17 protein-coding genes and 1 pseudogene are annotated in these 18517 nt (G+C 44.1%); 17 read left to right on the forward strand and 1 reads right to left on the reverse strand.

Annotation, left to right across the window (positions count from 1 at the left end; genetic code table 11):
- Nucleotides 1-25: 25 nt before the first annotated feature.
- Nucleotides 26-2083, reverse strand: coding sequence for an ATP-binding protein (locus DWX26_RS11485; RefSeq protein WP_118601459.1), 2058 nt, complete (start codon nt 2081-2083; stop codon nt 26-28).
- Between the two features lie 283 nt (nt 2084-2366).
- Between DWX26_RS11485 and DWX26_RS11490 the strand changes: the two genes are divergently transcribed.
- From DWX26_RS11490 to DWX26_RS11580, 17 genes and pseudogenes are all read left to right on the forward strand, one after another.
- Nucleotides 2367-3317 carry a 3'-5' exonuclease gene (locus DWX26_RS11490; RefSeq protein WP_118601460.1) on the forward strand — a complete coding sequence of 317 codons (951 nt, stop codon included), beginning with the start codon at nt 2367-2369 and terminating at the stop codon, nt 3315-3317.
- A 165-nt stretch (nt 3318-3482) separates the two neighbouring features.
- Nucleotides 3483-3857, forward strand: a complete 375-nt coding sequence (locus tag DWX26_RS11495; RefSeq protein WP_243030644.1) for a GNAT family N-acetyltransferase — start codon at nt 3483-3485, stop codon at nt 3855-3857.
- Nucleotides 3858-3881: 24 nt separating this feature from the next.
- On the forward strand, nt 3882-4487 hold the full coding sequence (locus DWX26_RS11500; RefSeq protein WP_117802704.1) for a thymidine kinase: 606 nt from the start codon (nt 3882-3884) through the stop codon (nt 4485-4487).
- Nucleotides 4488-4835: 348 nt separating this feature from the next.
- The gene (locus DWX26_RS11510) at nt 4836-5396 is read left to right on the forward strand and encodes a histidine phosphatase family protein (protein WP_279220573.1); all 561 of its coding nucleotides are present in this window, start codon (nt 4836-4838) and stop codon (nt 5394-5396) included.
- Complete coding sequence (locus DWX26_RS11515; protein ID WP_117510549.1) at nt 5393-5887, forward strand: AAA family ATPase; 495 nt, start codon at nt 5393-5395, stop codon at nt 5885-5887. Before DWX26_RS11510 ends, DWX26_RS11515 begins: the two co-directional genes overlap by 4 nt.
- A 27-nt stretch (nt 5888-5914) precedes the next feature.
- Nucleotides 5915-6355, forward strand: a complete 441-nt coding sequence (locus DWX26_RS11520; protein WP_117510551.1) for a GNAT family N-acetyltransferase — start codon at nt 5915-5917, stop codon at nt 6353-6355.
- A gap of 25 nt (nt 6356-6380) precedes the next feature.
- Nucleotides 6381-6905, forward strand: a complete 525-nt coding sequence (locus DWX26_RS11525) for a GNAT family N-acetyltransferase (RefSeq protein WP_055225836.1) — start codon at nt 6381-6383, stop codon at nt 6903-6905.
- A gap of 277 nt (nt 6906-7182) precedes the next feature.
- Nucleotides 7183-7671, forward strand: a complete 489-nt coding sequence (locus tag DWX26_RS11530; protein WP_117510553.1) for a hypothetical protein — start codon at nt 7183-7185, stop codon at nt 7669-7671.
- Nucleotides 7672-8090: 419 nt separating this feature from the next.
- Entirely contained in the window at nt 8091-10055 is a 1965-nt protein-coding gene (locus tag DWX26_RS11535) for an ABC-F family ATP-binding cassette domain-containing protein (RefSeq protein ID WP_118595643.1), read from the forward strand.
- Between the two features lie 460 nt (nt 10056-10515).
- Entirely contained in the window at nt 10516-11517 is a 1002-nt protein-coding gene (locus DWX26_RS11540; protein WP_117814373.1) for a calcium/sodium antiporter, read from the forward strand.
- Between the two features lie 12 nt (nt 11518-11529).
- On the forward strand, nt 11530-12219 hold the full coding sequence (locus DWX26_RS11545) for a TMEM165/GDT1 family protein (RefSeq protein ID WP_055225810.1): 690 nt from the start codon (nt 11530-11532) through the stop codon (nt 12217-12219).
- A gap of 463 nt (nt 12220-12682) precedes the next feature.
- Nucleotides 12683-14269 (forward strand): AAA family ATPase, encoded by a 1587-nt coding sequence (locus tag DWX26_RS11550; RefSeq protein WP_117814372.1) that lies wholly within the window; start codon nt 12683-12685, stop codon nt 14267-14269.
- Between the two features lie 38 nt (nt 14270-14307).
- The gene (locus DWX26_RS11555; RefSeq protein WP_055268132.1) at nt 14308-14790 is read left to right on the forward strand and encodes a prolyl-tRNA synthetase associated domain-containing protein; all 483 of its coding nucleotides are present in this window, start codon (nt 14308-14310) and stop codon (nt 14788-14790) included.
- A gap of 46 nt (nt 14791-14836) precedes the next feature.
- Nucleotides 14837-15190: pseudogene (locus DWX26_RS11560) on the forward strand (AAA family ATPase); the annotation flags it as partial.
- Between the two features lie 145 nt (nt 15191-15335).
- Entirely contained in the window at nt 15336-16085 is a 750-nt protein-coding gene (locus tag DWX26_RS11565) for a nucleoside phosphorylase (RefSeq protein WP_055225800.1), read from the forward strand.
- An 80-nt stretch (nt 16086-16165) separates the two neighbouring features.
- Complete coding sequence (locus DWX26_RS11575) at nt 16166-16705, forward strand: kinase (RefSeq protein WP_226906354.1); 540 nt, start codon at nt 16166-16168, stop codon at nt 16703-16705.
- Between the two features lie 113 nt (nt 16706-16818).
- On the forward strand, nt 16819-18507 hold the full coding sequence (locus tag DWX26_RS11580) for an AAA family ATPase (protein WP_055225796.1): 1689 nt from the start codon (nt 16819-16821) through the stop codon (nt 18505-18507).
- The last annotated feature ends 10 nt before the right edge of the window (nt 18508-18517 follow it).

An 18517-nucleotide genomic window follows, 5' to 3' on the forward strand; every position in this document is an offset into this window, starting at 1 on the left:
CGCGGTGCATCGGGATCTGTAAAGGTCATGAAAACCTGGAAAGTGTTTCGAGAAGAACCGAAACGTCAACGGGTTTCGCGATATGGGCGTTCATGCCGGATTCCAGTGCTTTTCGGCGGTCCTCTTCAAACGCGTTTGCCGTCATGGCGACAATCGGGATTTCCCCGCGTTTTCCCGGGAGTGCACGGATCGCTTCTGCGGCCTGATAGCCGTTCATGTTCGGCATCTGAATATCCATCAGAATAACATTGTAATAATCTTCTGGTGCGTTCTGGACTGCTTTTAAGCAGAGGGCGCCGTCTTTTACGTGCTCGGCGTGAATGCCGTTTTCTTCCAGAACGGTGAGTACAATTTCTGCATTCAGGTCATTATCCTCGGCAAGCAGCACGCGTTTTTCGGAAAGCGTCTGCAGGGACTGCTCGAGAATCTCGTCTTTATGCTGGTGAGCCGCAAGCTGTTCTTCGGTCGGAAGTTCAAACGTGAGGCAGATCGTAGTTATTGTTCCGGCACCGAGTTCGCTTTCCACATCGATCGTTCCGCCCATCAGATTCACGAGGGATTTTACGATCGGAAGGCCGAGGCCGGTTCCGGTGATGTGGCTTTCGGTGGAGGAATGTTCTCTTGTAAATTCTTCAAAAATATGCGGCAGATACTCTTTGCTCATGCCGATGCCGTTGTCCTTCACGGTGATGCGGTAGGAGGCAAAGCCCTTCCTTGGTGCCGGTGTCTCTTCGATTTTTACGGAAATTTTTCCGCCCTCCGGCGTATACTTGATGGAGTTGCTGATGATATTCAGCAGAATCTCCCGTATTTTTGTCCGGTCGCAGAGGATGGCATCGTGTTCCACCGTGTTGTAACAGAGATAGGAAAGATTTTTGCTTTTTAACGAAGGCTCAAACACTGCATTCAGGGAATTGATCAGCTCGCTGTAGCTGCCGAGCTCGATTTTCAGCGAGGCTTTACCGCTCTCAATGCGCGCCATCTCAAGCACGTAGTTGATCAGGGAGAGCAGAAAACTGCTGGAGGACTTGATTTTTGCAATGTAGTCGACCGCGCGGTCCTTCTCGTCGATGTGCTTTTCCAGCAGATCCGAGAAACCGATGATGGCATTCATCGGGGTTCGGATGTCGTGGCTCATGTTGAACAGAAAACGTGTTTTTGCTTCGTTGGCAGACTGTGCTTCCTGTACGGCTTTTTCCAGTTCTGCTGCGTGAATCTCGTCTTTATAGCGGCGCATCTGGAACTGCAGAAAACCAATAGAGGCAAGCAGGGAAAGGATGAGCCCGAGTGCAAAGAAAACAAAAACCTGCAGCAGACTGAGCCAGCCGTTTTTCGGTACAATTTCAAAATGCCAGGTGTCGTTCGGCACGGTGCAGAGAACTTCCATGGCATCGGAACGCCGGGAATTACCGGAGTGTGCGATGGAAACGTGTTCGCCGGTGGCCGGAGAAATTTTCCAGATTTCGTAGGTATAGCCGGCTTCTTCCAGCGTATTCAGTTCGATTTCATCCAGAAAGGATTCCCAGTCGAGAACGAGAAGCGAAAAGCCCCAGAAGGTCTTGTTTCCACTGTCATCGGTTGTGTAGATCGGGTCAAAAAGCAGTGCGCCGATGCCGCCCTGCTGCAGTTCAAATGGTCCTGCGATGGTGTACTCACCGCTCTCTTTGGCAAGAGTGGCCTCCTGCCGTCTGGCAGGATTTTCGAGCGTATTGAGTCCGAGAGCGGCTTCGTTTCCACGCATCGGATAAATCAGTGTGACAATGCCGTCCTTTGCAAGCTCATGTGCTTTGATGACATTCTGGTCGTCCTGCATCAGCGAGGAGAGGACGGAAAACTCTTCGTCATTGACGGTATAACCGGCTTCAATCATGTGTTTCATCAGATTGGATTCGGCAAGATAATGGTTTAACTGCGATTTCACGCGGCCGATGGTCGTCTGTGCGGTATAGTCAGCTTTCAGCTTTGCTTCCTTTAACTGATTCTGATACAGAAAACCGGCGCAGAGCTCGACAAGAAAAAATGTAATAAAAAACAGCAGAAGCGCCTGAAATCGAATCTGTTTTTGCGTTAATTTTGTTTTCATATCGGATGCTCATCTAAATTCGTAATATTTCCGGCTTTTTCAGGTGATTTTTTTGAGTAAAAACGAAGGCCGGAGTTAAAAATATTATATCGGATTTACCCTGGGATTTCAATAAAAGAAGCGTTAAGTTTGAAAGAGAACAGGATGAAATGAATGGGAAATGTAATGCACAGGAAGAAAATTGCCAGAATGGGCAGAGAATGGAATTGCCAGATAGTTGCTCATTATATCAAAATCATTTATAATAGGGACAGACGACACAGAATGAAGGATTGACAATACAATGGACTATGTGATTTTTGACCTGGAATGGAACCAGTGTCCCTATGGAAAAGGAAAAGAGAACCCGAAGCTGCCATTTGAGATTATTGAGATCGGCGCGGTGAAGATGGATGGTGAGCGGAATGTGCTGGGAACGTTTCACCGGATTGTAAAACCGGTGGTCTACCAGCATCTCCATCACCGGACGCGCGAGGTCGTCGGACTGACAGAAGAGGATCTGCAGAACGGAATCCCATTTGCGCAGGCCGTGCAGGAATTTTTTGCATTCTCCGGCGGTGCGTGCATGTTCGGCACCTGGGGACCGGGAGACCTGACGGAGCTCCAGCGGAACATGAAATTTTATAACCTCCTGTCGCTGATCCGCGGGCCGATTCATTTTTACGATGTACAGAAACTGTTCGCGATCCAGTACGAAACGATGAAGAGCCGCCGGGCGCTCGAGTACGCCGCCGACTTCCTCCATCTCCCGAAGGACGAGCATTTTCATCAGGCGCTTTCGGATGCAAAATATACGGCCGACATTTTTGCGCGCATCGATATGGATGTTGTGCTGGCGTACGACTCGATCGACGTATATCAGAACCCGAAATCGAAAAAAGAGGAGATCCACGCCGTCTATAATGGCTACACGAAATTCATCTCCCGCGAATTCGACACAAAAGAAGAAGCCATGCACGACCGCGAGGTCTGCAGCACGCACTGCTGCATCTGCGGGAAAACGGCAAGAAAACGCTTACGCTGGTTTTCGGCCGGCGGGAAAAACTACTACTGCGTAGCCTGGTGCCCGGAGCACGGATATTTGAAAGGCAAAGCCCGCATGAAACATTCGGATGAAGGAAAACTCTTCGTCGTGAAAACCATCCGCATCAGCAGCGAACAGGAGGCGAGGGAAATCCGGCAGAAGAAAGAGAACCTGCGGAAGAAGAGGAATCAGAAGAGGAAAGAAATGTAAGAAAGGCAGAGGAAATGGAAACGGGATAAAAGGTTTCATTTCTTCTGCCTTTTTAATTGGAAAACAGAGCGGGATCGGTTATAATAAAAATTGAAGAAACTATCGATAAAAGCAGGTTTGTCGGTAGTTTTCTGTTATAGAAAAGAAATGGGGGCAGAGCCGGAGATGATGCATGTGGAAGCGGTGGATCGGGAAGGGCTGCGAAGAAGAGTAAAAGATCCCTTCTATCAGAATACAATATCCATTCTTGCTATGGAGAATGATCAGGTTCTTGGGCGGATTGAGTATCATTTTTACGGATGTATGCAGGACGGTTACCGGATGGCGTATGTGGACTGGGTTTATGTGCTGCCGGAAGCCAGACATAAAGGCGTTGCGCAGGGGCTGTTTCAGGAGATGGAAAAAGACTGCAGGAAACATGGGATTAACCAATATTATCTGATTCGGGCGACAAATCCAAATGCAGATAAATTTTATCACAGCTTTGAAAACGCAGAGCTTGATGAGGAGCCGTTTTTACGGAAAGAACTGAAAGAATAAGAAAAGACAAAAGGACGAAAAACAATGGCAAAATTATATTTCCGCTACGGCGCGATGGGCAGTTCGAAATCTGCTAATATTTTGATGGTTCGCTATAATTATGAGGAGCGCGGGCAGTATGCTGTCCTGTTGAAGCCGCGGACGGACAACCGCGACGGAGAACATGAAATCAAGTCCCGCATCGGGCTGGAGGCACCGGCGGAATATGTGGATGAATTTTTAAAAGAAATTTCAGAGACCTGGAGTACAGACAGCGGGGAATACCGGTATCACGGAAAGAAAGTGGATGCGGTTCTGATCGACGAGGCGCAGTTTCTTTCTCCGGAGGAAGTTGATACGCTTTCGGACATCGTGGATTTTTATGGGATTCCGGTTCTCTGCTACGGTCTGCGTGCGGACTTCCAGACACATCTGTTTCCGGGTTCGAGAAGATTGATGGAAATCGCTGACATCATCGAGGAAGTCCCAACGGTCTGCTGGTGCGGAAGACGGGCGCAGTGCAATACGAGATACGCAGACGGAAAAATCGTTCGGGAAGGCGCGCAGATTTTCCTTGGATCGAACGAGAGTTATGTGGCGCTTTGCAGGAAACATTATAAAGAAGGAAAGCTGTGGAAGGAAGATGAGTAAGATAACAATATATGAAGTACAGGAGAGAATGCCGCGGATGGAAACGCTGGTGGAACTGTGGGAAGCTTCCGTCCGTGCGACACATCATTTTCATCGTTAATAGGAGCTTCTTTTGCAACAACATCCATTCGTATCAGTTTATCAAGAATATCCACAAGAGCAGGTCCGCTGGAAACATTTGATTGCTGCAATATAATCTTTTCTGGGATAATACTCCGTTTTGCACCATGCTTTTTATCGCTGGGGAACATCAGAAAAAGGATATGGAAAAAAGCCGATGGAGATGTTTTTGATTAAAAAACTTTAGGAATAACAGCAGGGGAGAGTGAAATGAAAAAAATATTTTTAATGAGGCATTCCATCCCGGAAAAAGGGGATATGCCGAATGAGCAGATTCCTCTATCGGAAGAGGGAAAAGCGCTTGCTGTATCAAAAAGAAATATATTTTCAAATGTGGACAGATGCTTTTCTTCACCTTATCGGAGAGCAATGGAAACGGCTGAATTCATCGCAGATCACCCGGTCATTGTGAAGGAGCTGCATGAAAGAACGATCGGGGATGCCAGGGAGGATTTCTGGCTGAAACAGTATGAAGATCACGATTTTCGCAATCCGGGCGGGGAATCGTTAAATCAAGTGAAGGTGCGGATGAAAACCGCGATCGATTCTATCGTCGGACAGATGAAAGAAGGAGAAACAGCACTCGTGGTTTCTCATGCGACGGCGATCTGTGCATATTTGCTTTCTTACTGTGAAATTGAAGTGAAAGATGCGGAAAACAAAGTAAGAAAAATATCCTTCCATGGAAAAGAAATCCTGAATGGCAGATTTCAGCCGGCAGATGGATTTGAAATCCTTTTTGAAAACGATATTTTTTCGGATATTCGTGTTATGGGGAGAGAAAAATGAAAACATTATATTTGATCGGCGGAACGATGGGCGTTGGCAAGACGACGGTAAGTCAGCAGCTGAAAAAAGATCTGGCGAACAGCGTTTTTCTTGACGGCGACTGGTGCTGGGACGCCGATCCGTTTCAGGTGACGGATGAGACGAAAGAGATGGTGATGGACAACATCTGTTATCTGCTGAATAACTTTCTGCATTGCAGCGCTTATGAAAACGTTATTTTCTGCTGGGTGATGCATGAGCAGAGTATTGTTGATGAAATCGTCAGTAAGCTGGACACGGAAGAATGCAGAGTGATTAAAATTTCGCTGATCGTGGATGAAGCAAATTTGCGGAAGCGGTTATTATCCGACATCGCAAATAAGATTCGTACGGAAGAGATTATGGACAAAAGCATTGCACGAATTCAGATGTATCAGGTACTTGATACGGTAAAAATTGATACGAGTAATAAGAGTGTCTGTGAAATTACAGAGGAAATTGCAGCACTTTAAGATCAAAAAACAAGGAGCCAAACCAAAATGACCGAACGAATCATAGACAATGAACTCCGGCTGATCCCATATTACAGGAATGACGAGGCCTCTCTTCCGTGGTATCAGGATCTGGACGTGTGTAGGCAGGTGGACAACCGGGAGAAGCCGTATGATGTGGAGCTGTTGCATCGGATGTATGATTATCTTACCGCGCACGGTGACTGCTATTATATAGAATATAAGGGCGTGCTGGTGGGAGATGTTTCGCTGAGAGAGAATAGTGAAATCGCTGTCGTTGTCTGTAAAGAATACCAGAATCAGCATATTGGAAGACGGTGCGTTCTGGAGATGCTGAAGCTTGCAAGAGAAAAGGGAATGGAGCGGGTAAAAGCCAATATTTATTCTTTTAATGGACAAAGCCAGCGCATGTTCCAGTCGGTCGGATTTGAGAAAACGGCGGAGGAATGGTATGAGTCTAAGCTGTAAGTGATTGCAGAGAAAGAGAGAAGAAATGAACATAAAATACAATCAGCTGTGCATTAGAAATGCCGAAAAGAAAGATTGTGAACAATTAGCCGTCTGGTGGAACGATGGAACCGTCATGGCCCACGCCGGATTTCCAAACGGGCTTGGGACAAGCGCAGCGGAAATTGAAAAACAGATTGCCGACGACAGCGATGAAACAAGACGAAGACTCATCATAGAATACAACGATGTGCGAATCGGCGAAATGAGTTTCTATGTATTCGAAAATCATCGATATGAAATCGGAATCAAAATCTGCGAATCCGATTACCAGGAAAAAGGCATTGGAAGAGTTGTACTGAGCATGCTCATAGAAGAATTGTTCCGCATGGGAGCCAACGTTATTTTTCTTGATACCAACCTCAAAAACACAAGAGCACAGCATGTCTACGAGAAACTCGGCTTCCGCAAAACCGCAGTCCATTACAATTCCTGGAAAAATCAGCTGGGGGAAATGGAATCTTCTGTCGACTATGAGCTGACGGCGGATGAGTTTTGCAATCTGAAATAGAAATTGTAAAATAAATGAGGGACGAGTGTAAAGAAAGTTCGATGGGAGAAAGAAGTATGGTATCTTTGACATTGTCTAAAAAAGAAATGGGTTTTCACTGGGTAAGGTTTATGCCTGACAGGACTTGCTCGTTTCTTTTTTTGCTTTATAAACGATTATAATTTATCCATTGCGGCAGTGTTAATGTAAAAACAGCAAGTCCTCTTGACAATGTGATTAGCCTGAACTAACATGAAGCTATAAGAAACATAAACGGTAGTCTGAGGAGGAATGTGAGATGCTGTTGTTGCAAAACATATTATACTGTCTTCTGTTTATTCTGATGGTAAAGTGTCTGGTAAGAAATGATGGAATGAACTGTGTTTATTTTTACCCAAAGGAATATATAGAAGAAGCCGATAAACGTGGACTGATCGACAAAGATGCGGTCATGAAAAAAGGAAAGCAGGTTATGATTCCATTTTGCATCATTTTGTTCGTGGTGCTGATCGCGATCATTTTTGTCTGGAATAAAGTCACCGATTTCAAGACGGCATATCTCCAATCCTACCTCTTCCTTGTGGTGATGAACTGGTTCGACGGAATTATGCTTGACCGGGTGTGGGTTGGACACAGTAAAATATGGGAGATCAAAGGAATGGAAGGGATTCCGTACATAAAACCATGGAAAACCGTGCTGACAAAACGAGGCCTGGCGACGATTCTGTATCTGATCATTGCACTTGTGACAGCTGGGATTGTAGTGCTGGTTGGGAAAATCTGTTAAGAGACAGCATTGAAAAAAAGAGAAGAATATTATATACTACTCATGAGTAGTATTTTTGCGTAAGGGACTTTCGGAATATATAGGAAGTTAAATATCTCTGTTTTACTGGAGCAAATCAGTAAAACAGAGATATTTTTATGCCGCAGGCGTACCAAATTTGATTCGAAAAATTTTTGGCATTGAGAACGAAGGGCGGAGACGGTATAATGGAAGCAGAATTTTAACATCAGTAGACAAGAAGTCCCCCGCTTCTAAAGCGGTGGGATGAATTGTTAAAAGAAACATAACAGCAGTGGCGGGCGGAGAGAAATCGGTATCCTCCACTGACATGAGGTAAGTCACAGTCGAACTATTTTCGACATGTCAGACTCCGTGAAAATACCGACTGTGAGGTTCACACAACAGAAAAGGTATAAAACATGAGATATCAGATCAGAAATGCAAAAGTACAGTTTGGCGCGGATACGATTTTAAACAGTGTGAATTTCGAAATTCACGATACAGAAAAAATTGCAATTGTCGGTAGAAACGGCTGTGGAAAAACGACGCTGCTGCGGCTGATTGCCGGGGATATTGAGATGAGTAATCTGGACAGCGATGAGACCTGCGGGATTACAATGAGCGGAAAACAGAACATCGGTTTTCTGCGCCAGATTAATTTTACCGATGGAGATGTGCCGGTAAAAGAGGAGCTGGAGAAGGCTTTCTCAGAAGTCTTTGCGTGCGAGGCACGAAAAAAGGAAATCGAAAAGCTGCTCGCCGAGACGGAAGATCACAAAAAGCTGCTGGCGGAGTACGATTTTCTGGAGCGGAGAATCGAGAGTCTGCACGGGTACAGCTGGAAAAAAGATATGGAAACGATGTTCCAGAAATTTGGTTTTGCGCTCGAAGATCTGGAAAAACCGATCGGTGAATTTTCGGGCGGACAGCAGACAAAAATTGCCCTGATTCAGCTCCTCTTACAGCGCCCGGACATCCTGCTTCTGGACGAGCCGACCAACCACCTCGACATCGCTGCAGTGGAGTGGTTGGAAAATTATCTGAAAAGCTACGAAAATGCCGTTATCATTGTATCACATGACCGCATGTTTCTGGACCGCGTGATTGATGTGACGTATGAAATCGAATACGGTGACATCAAACGGTATCCGGGAAATTATTCGGCATTTGTGAAACAAAAAGAAGAAGCACAGATCAAACAGGAAAAAGACTATGAAGCGCAGCAGAAGGAAATCGAGCGTCTGACGGCGTGGATTGAAAAATGGAAAAACACACCGACAAAAGTTGCGGCCACCCGTTCGAAACGAATGGCGATCGAGCACATGGTAAAAATTGAGAAACCGCGGCGGTTTGACACGAGGACATTCCACGCCTTATTCCATCCGGTACGCGAAAGCTATACGGATGTGCTCACGATGAAGAAACTGAAAATCGGATACGATACCGTCCTGAGCGAGGTTTCGGCCGTCATCAAAAAAGCAGAACGGATTGTGATCATCGGAGAAAACGGAAAAGGAAAGTCGACGCTTCTGAAAACCGTTGTGGGCGAAATCAAGGCATTAGGCGGAAGCTATCAGTTTGGAAACCGCGTGGATTTTGCCTACTTCGATCAGCACCAAGCAGTCAACCAGAAATTCGACCCGGAGCAGACGGTGCTCGACTATTTCTGGAGTCTTTATCCGAACCTGCTTCGCAACGATGTCCGAAGCGCACTGGGAGCCTTTCTGTTTTCCGGTGAGGATGTCGAAAAGAAAATGGGGCAGCTCTCCGGCGGTGAAAAAGTGCGGCTGGAGCTCTGCCGGATTTTCTATACGAAACCGAATTTCCTGATCCTGGACGAGCCGACGAATCACATGGATCTGGCGGGAAAAGAAGCGCTGGAAAAAATGCTGACCAGCTACGAGGGAACCGTTCTGTTCGTATCGCACGACCGTTATTTCATCAACCAGGTGGCAACCGGCATTCTGGAGTTCGGCGAGAGCGACGTACAATTTTACGGAATGAATTATGCACAGTATCTCGAAGAAATCAAACGGCAGACACCGGGCAGAGAAACGGGAAATGCGGGAGGAATTGTACGGAAATCAGCCGACGTTCCGACACTGGATGATGTGTTTGACAAAAAGAAATATTATAATCCGGGAAAAATTCTGTCCCGCTTAAAACGGCAACTCGAAAAATACGAGGAGCAGCTTGCGGAGAGTGAGAGCAGAATGTCAGAACTTCAACTGGAAATGATGGACCCGGAACTTTCCGCAAATTACGAACGGCTGATGGAGCTTCAGACGAAAATAGACGAAGAAAATCAGACACAGGAATCCCTGCTGGAACGCATGATGGAAACGGAACTGGAACTCGAAGAGATGGAAACACAGGACGAATAGAGAGGTGAGTACCATAGAAAAGATAGATCAGTTTAAAAATGGACTATCATGAAAATGAAGTTTTTCTCGTTTTAGGATATTCGGTTTGTTATATTTTGTAAAGTATTCTGCACCCATGACTGGTATGCATTCGTAAGCGGGGCTGAAATCTTTCGGATAAAAAAGTCAAATTTTGTTGACAACCCCGAAGACATTTGATAGTATTTATCAAGTAATGTAATATTCCATGAGGGAGTAGTTAGCACGAATGTGTGATTTGTCAACATTCTGATTATAAGAAAAGAGTATAATCTGGCAAATCTTAAATAATGAGACTCATGTATATCGATGAATCACCGGTGTATCGCATATCGGATGTTCCTTGATATACATGAGTCTTTTTTTGCGGATAATGAGTAAAACCTGCTTCTGTTAACGATACTATTTTGGAATATATGCTTGGAAAACAAAGGAGGAAAACATGGAAAATTTCATCAACAACGCCCCGTTTGCTCTTGTGCTTGTCTGTCTCGTCATCGGTTTTGTCCTGCTGATCAAAGGTGCGGACTTTTTCGTAGAAGGAAGCTCAAGCGCAGCAAAGAGACTGCACGTTCCGTCGATCATCATCGGACTGACCATTGTTGCCATGGGAACATCACTTCCGGAGACCGCGGTCAGTGTATCGGCTTCACTTACCGGCAACAACGAGCTTGCCGTCAGTAATGTCATCGGTTCCAATATCTTTAACCTGATGGTTGTCATCGGTGTCTGTGCCGTACTGACTACTGTAGAAGTTGCAAAGGAAACCATCAAAAGAGACATCCCGCTGTCCCTGATCTGCGCCGGACTTTTAATGGTTTTGGGAATCAGCGGACTCGGCGATAAATCCGGTATGATGCTCGGTCACCTGGACGGCGTGATCTTAATTGGATTCTTTGCAGGTTACATTGTCTACATGGTTCAGATTGCATTAAAGGCAAACCGAGAAGGAAAAAAAGTTGAAATTGAAGGCGGTTTGGACGAGGATATTAAGCTGCTTTCCGTTCCGAAGAGTATCGTGTTCATCGTCGGCGGAGCAGTCGCCATTGCAGTCGGCGGAGATGTGACCGTAGATGCCGCAGCGAGAATCGCGGGCGATCTCGGAATGAGCCAGACTCTGATCGGACTGACCATTGTTTCCATCGGAACTTCCCTTCCGGAACTCGTAACTTCTATCGTTGCTGCCAGAAAGAATGAAGTTGATATGGCACTTGGCAACGCGATCGGTTCCAATATCTTCAACATTCTTATGGTACTTGGCATTGCATCCGCAATCAGCCCGATGGCCATTATTACGGAAAATATAATTGATTTGTGTGTATTGATCGTATTCACGGTATGTGTATGGATTTTTGCAGGAACCAAAAAGAAAATCGGAAGAGTTGAAGGTTTCTGTATGGTCGCATTTTATGCCGCATATGCCATTTATATCATTATAAGATAAGGGGAATGGAAAATGGTGTTATTTCTAAAGGTGTTTCTTACCGAGTTCATCGCAGAGATGGGCGATAAGACGCAGCTCATGCTGATTGCGCTTACTTCGAAGTACAAGCTGAAAGACATTATCCTGGGAACCGCAGCCGCGATTCTGGTACTGAATGGAATGGCGGTTCTCGCAGGCGGCCTCGTCAGCGAATTCATTCCGGACTGGCTGATTAAGACGATTGCAGCACTCGCATTTCTTTACTTCGCAGCATCCACCATTTCCGGTGATGATGACGAGGAAGAGGAAGAAGGCGGCAAATCCAAAATTCGGTTCGCACCGCTCGCCGTTTTCTGTACGTTCTTCGTAGCAGAGCTCGGAGACAAAACACAGCTTACCGCAATCACCTTTGGTGCAAATGAAGGTATGGGATCCGCATTCGTTGTATGGATCGGATGTTCTCTCGGACTGTTCGCAGCGGATATTCTCGGAATGCTGGTCGGCTATCTCTTAAAGAGCAAGACACCGGATGGGCTGCTGAATACACTGGCGTTTGTCATCTTTTCAATTTTCGGTGTATACACACTTTACCAGGGACTGAAACTGATCAGCGCAAGCGTCTGTCCACTGCCGGTATGGCCGGTACTGATCGCTGCAACGGCTGTTTTTGTTGTTGCATGTGTCTGTCTTTTTGTGAAAAGAGAGAAGAAAAAAGCAAAATAAAAACTGCGCACCGCATACTCATGATTTTGATGAGAAATGCGGCGCGTATTTTTTATGCGGCAAAATGAAAGTTTACCATTGAAGCATTTATAGGGTATAATATTTTGTAACTATTCAGAGTCCCATCTCGCCATATGAAATTCCAGAAAAATAGCTCATTCATGTAAACATGATTCGCGATTTTTCTTCCATTTCGCATGGCTCTGAATAGTTACAATATTTTCAAATCATTATTTACGAGGATGAAGGATAATAACATGTCTGATTTTAGTATCAACGAAATGCAGGAAATGCAGAAAGCGGGAAAAATGCGGACTGAAAAACAGAAGACCGGAATTGTATGGGATTCTCACAGGAGGACGAAAGTGAAAAACCGGAAGCTGCGTGGGAAAATCCTGTCCTTGTGATAGTCCGAGGGATCAAGTATAATGAGTCATATAAAATGTTGACGGGAGGGATTTGCATGGGAAGTTATCTGAATCCGGGAAATGAAGCATTTGCGGTTGCATTAAATTCTGAGATTTATGTTGATAAAACAGGACTGCTGACTTATACGAATAAAGTCATGAACACTCTGCAGGGATATATCTGCAACAGCCGCCCGCGGCGGTTTGGAAAATCAATTACGGCAAACATGCTCACCGCGTATTACAGCAAGGGCTGCAGTTCGAAAGAAATGTTTTCCGGGCTGGAAATCAGCAGGGCAAAGGATTTTGAAAAACATCTGAATCAGTATGATGTGCTCCACTGGGATATCCAATGGTGTATGGAACCGGCAGGCGGACCGGAGCGGATTGTTTCTTATATCTCAGAAAAAACGATTTCGGAGTTAAAAGAATATTATCCCCATATCCTTCCAGAAGAAATCCGGTCACTGCCGGAGGCGCTGTCGCGGATCAACGCGGCATCCGGGACAAAATTTATTGTGATTATAGACGAATGGGATGTTCTGATTCGTGACGAGGCGGCGGATCTCAAAACACAGGAAGAATATATCAATTTTCTGCGGGCGATGTTCAAAGGGACGGAGCCGACAAAATATATTCAACTGGCATATCTGACAGGTATTTTGCCTGTAAAAAAAGAAAAGACACAGTCGGCGCTGAACAATTTCAAAGATTATTCGATGCTGTATGCCGGGCCGATTGCACCATATGTAGGTTTTACAGAAACAGAAGTTCAAAAACTATGTGAAGTATATGGTCAGAAGTTTGAAGAAGTCAAACGATGGTACGACGGTTATCAGATTGGGAAATATCATGTATACAATCCAAATGCCGTTGTGAACCTGATGCTCGAAGGCGAATTCCAGAGCTACTGGTCCGGAACCGCATCCTATGAGGCGATTGTTCCGCTGATCAATATGGATTTTGATGGCCTGAAAAGTGCCGTAATCGAAATGCTTTCAGGAGATCATGTTCCGGTTGATGTTACCTCTTTTCAGAACGATACCGTTAGCTTCGCCAATAAAGACGATGTGCTGACGTATCTGATTCACCTTGGATATCTGGCCTATGATCGGACATTTAGAACTGCTTTTATTCCGAATGAGGAAATCCGTCAGGAATTGATTCTGGCAACGAAAAGGAAAAAATGGAATGAGTTGATTGTATTTCAAAAAGAATCAGAGCAGCTTCTGAAAGATACAATTCAGATGAATGGAAACGCAGTAGCAAAAGAAATTGAAAAAATTCACAGGGAATATACTTCTGTGATTCAGTATAACAATGAAAACTCACTCAGCAGTGTTCTGTCCATTGCCTATTTGAGTTCCATGCAATACTATTTCAAACCAATCCGCGAATTTCCCGCGGGTCGTGGATTTGCAGACTTTGTGTTTATTCCAAAGCCGGAGTTTCAGAATTATTACCCGGCGCTTGTTGTGGAACTGAAATGGGACAAAAGCGTCAGAGCAGCATTAGATCAGATCAGAGACGGAAAATATCCGGAGTTTGTTGCATGCTATGCAGGGGAGCTTTTGCTGGTGGGAATTAACTACAATGAAAAAACAAAAGAACATGAATGCCGGATTGAAAAGTATGAAAAATAAGGGTATATTTCAATTTCAGTTTACAGAGATAAAAGAGTATGGATAAGATAGAGATATATCATTATTTAAAAAGGCAAAATATAGCGTATGAAATTACGGAACATAAGGCAGTTTTCAATATGGAAGAAGCAGATGCTGTTGATTTGCCGTATCCAGAGTGGGGCGCTAAAAATTTATTTGTTCGCGACGATAAAAAACGTAATTATTATTTGATAACGATGAAAGGGAACAAGCGAGTAGATTTGAAAGCGTTTCGCAGGCAACGTGGTCTGCGTGCACTTTCTTTTGCAGCTGCGGAGGAATTATTTGATATTATGAAACTGATACCCGGTGCCGTTACGCCGCTTGGTATTCTAAACGATGCCGAACACAGAGTTCAAGTCTTCATGGACGTGGAATTTGTCGGAAATAAAATTGGTGTTCATCCAAATGATAATACAGCAACCGTTTGGATGCAGGCTGATGATTTAATGAAAATAATTCAGAAGCATGGAAATACTGTGGAATACGCATGTATATAATCGAAAGGTATTGCTGAAAAGTCTGAAAAAAGAAAAGTTCACAAACAAAAATGGTTCTCATTCTGCACTAAATATATTTACCGAGTATTCCATGACAGATCCCGGTGATCTGGCGGAATATTTTGGCTTCACAGAGCAGGAGATATCTGCCCTCTGTGAAAAATATGAGATGAGTTTTGAAGAAGCAAAAACGTGGTACGATGGTTATCAGTTGATTACGCATCGGCAGACTGGAGACGAAATTTATTCCATGTATAGCCCGAAATCTGTGGTAGAAGCCATGCTGCGCCACAAATTCGGAACCTATTGGAACCAGACGGAAACGTATGAGGCCTTAAAAATTTATATTCAAATGGATATGGATGGCCTGAAAGATTCTGTGGTTCGAATGCTTGCCGGTATCAATTATAATAAAAAAACGAAGAAACATGAATGTGTTATTGAAGTAATGCAAAAATAAAAACGGAAGTCTCATGTCTGCGCAGTAAGGGTGGTGGATATGGGACTTTTTGGTAAAGATAAATAAAATTTATGGAGGAAACAGAATGATTATTGATTCTTATGATATCAACAGCGAGCCGATTGTAAAGCTGGAGAATTTTTATGGGGAGAAGCAGCATCTGGTAAAAAAATGTATGGTAATTTTTTCAAAAGTAATATATGAATACATGCTTGAAAAATTCCCATGCCGACAGATTGCAGAAGTAAGAGCATGCAATGGAAATATACCGGTTTGGACTCTGCCATATGAGGAAGAAACGATTGCTTTCTACCTGACACCAATTGGTTCCGCTCTTGCAGCAGGAACGATTGCCGAAGTCAATCATTTAACAGGAGCATCCGTCTTTATCATGTTTGGCTCGTGCGGCAGTCTGGACAAAGAAGCAACCGATGGAAAGTTTATTCTCCCAACGGAGGCATACCGGGGAGAAGGACTGTCCTATTATTTTGCAGAACCGCAGGACTACATAAAAATAAAAAACACGGACAAACTGGCGGAATTTTTCAAAGAAAGGAAACTGCCATACGTTCAGGGGCGCGTATGGACGACAGACAGTATGCTTCGGGAAACGGTAAATCTTGTAAGAAAACGAAAAGAAGAAGGATGCATTGCCGTGGAAATGGAACTCGCAGGCGTTCAGGCGATCAGTGATTTTTATGGATTTGAACTGTATGATTTTCTTGTTGCGGGAGATGTGCTGATCGAAGGAAACTATGAAACGGATGGATTATCTGCCGCTAACCACGATCTGGACAAGCTGTTTCTGGCGCTGCAGATAGCGAAAAGTGTATAAAATTACAATGTTTGAGGAAAAAGAAATATTTCAGAGCCGTTTGCAGAAACTTTTAGATAATACGAAAGCGGGAATTATGTATGGAGAATGGAATGACAATGGGCGATTGCTTACGGACGAATAAATTAATCATTTTAAGAGGAAATTCCGGCAGTGGAAAAACAACTATTGCAAAGGAATTACAGCAAGTGTTCGGAAATAATACAATGCTGATCTCGCAGGATGTTATCCGAAGAGATATGCTCAAAGTCAAAGACGGAGAAAATACAAAGGCGCTGCCTCTTCTGGAAGAACTTCTGCGATATGGAAGAAAACACAGCGAGATTGTTATTCTGGAAGGAATACTGAATGCGGAATGGTATCGTGCATTATTTGAGCTGGCAGTAGCTTTATATGGAAAAAATATATACGCATATTACTTCGACATCCCCTTCGAGGAGACCGTGAAGCGCCACAAAACAAAGCCGAACTGCAATGATTTCAGTGCAGAAGATATGCAGAGATGGTGGAACGAAAAAGATTATACATCCGTTCTGTATGAAACCAGAATAACGGCGGATCAGGACAGAGAAAGCATAGTTCGTGACATCTGTCAAAACATAATATCCAATGGAAAATAATTGCTTCGGACAGGGAATGATCTTTGTTCTGCCAGAGAAATATGATAAAATAGAAACAGAAATAAATTTTTGCAAGCCTGTCGGTGGTAAAGGATTTAGGAAGGAGCAGACCCATGAAATCAGTAATTTCCATTGGAAATCAGGATTTTATATCCATCAGAAAGAATAACTGTTTTTATATCGATAAGACGGATTTTATCAGGGAATGGTGGGACAATCAGGACAGTGTTACTCTGATCACACGCCCAAGAAGATTCGGCAAGACCCTGAATATGAGTATGGTCGAATATTTCTTTTCCGTAAATCATTCCGAATGCAGCAAATATTTTGAAGACCTTGTCATCTGGAAAGAGGAAAGATTTCGTAAGCTGCAGGGAACGTATCCGGTGATTTCCCTCAGCTTTGCAGATATCAAGGCAACCACATATGAGACTGCAAGAAGAGCGGTAATTCGTAAGCTGGTAAAATTATATAGTACTTTTGAATTTGTCAAATCCAGCAAAGTATTAAATGAAAAAGACCGCGCCTATTTTGATTCCGTTGAAGAAAATATGTCGGATGATGCGGCAGCAGTAGCTGTCAATTATCTGTCCGATTATCTGAGCCGCTATTACGGAAAAAAGGTGATTATTCTTCTGGATGAGTATGATACTCCTTTGCAGGAATCGTATATTCATGGGTATTGGGAGAATCTTACTGCGTTTATCAGAAGCCTGTTCAATTCCACATTCAAAACGAATCCCTATATGGAACGGGGACTGCTGACAGGAATAACAAGAGTCAGTAAAGAATCTATCTTTTCCGATCTGAATAATCTTGAAGTTGTAACAACAACATCGGAAAAGTACAGCGGCTCGTTTGGCTTTACAGAAGAAGAAGTCTTTCATGCGCTGGAGGAAAATGGGCTGTCCGATGAAAAAGGAACCGTCCGCTATTGGTATGATGGATTTTCCTTTGGAAAACGGAAGGATATTTACAATCCGTGGTCCATTACAAAATATCTGGACACGGGAGAATATGGAACGTACTGGGCAGACACCAGCGGAAATATGCTGATCTCCAATCTGATCCGTCGAAGTCCTGCAAAGATCAAGACGGAAATGGAAGATTTATTAAACGGCAGAGTGATCTGCACAGAATTGGATGAGCAGGTTATTTTTGAACAGCTTGGCAGAAAGCGGGGAGCCATCTGGAGTCTTATGCTTGCGAGCGGATATCTGAAAGTGGATCGGTACGAAATGGATAACCGAACAGGAAAGCGCCAGTATGATTTGAAAGTGACAAATCATGAGACAATGCTGATGTTTGAACAAATGATAGAGGACTGGTTTACAGAAGAAGATTCTGCATATGGCAATTTTAAAGATGCTCTGCTTGCCGGAGATCTGGATTATATGAACCAGTTTATGAATCAGGTAGCACTTCAGACATTCAGCAGTTTCGACACGGGCGGAAAACCATCAGAGGAACTCGAACCAGAAAGATTTTACCATGGATTTGTCCTTGGGCTGATTGTTGATCTGGCCGGAAAATACAGAATCACTTCCAACAGAGAAAGTGGATTCGGAAGGTATGACGTAGTAATGGAGCCATTGAAAGAAAACCTGGATGCGATCGTAATGGAATTTAAGGTTCAGAACACATCAAAAGAAAAGTCGCTGGAAGAGACGGTGGAGCATGCACTTCGTCAGATTCAGGAAAAACAGTATGACACAGAATTGCTTGCCAGAGGAATCGCAAAGGAGCGGATCAGGTATTATGGATTTGCGTTTCGGGGGAAGAAAGTGTTGATTGGAAATTAAAATGAGAGAA

It is taken from the genome of Blautia sp. AF19-1, assembly GCF_003479155.1.
Lineage (GTDB): Bacteria > Bacillota > Clostridia > Lachnospirales > Lachnospiraceae > Fusicatenibacter > Fusicatenibacter saccharivorans.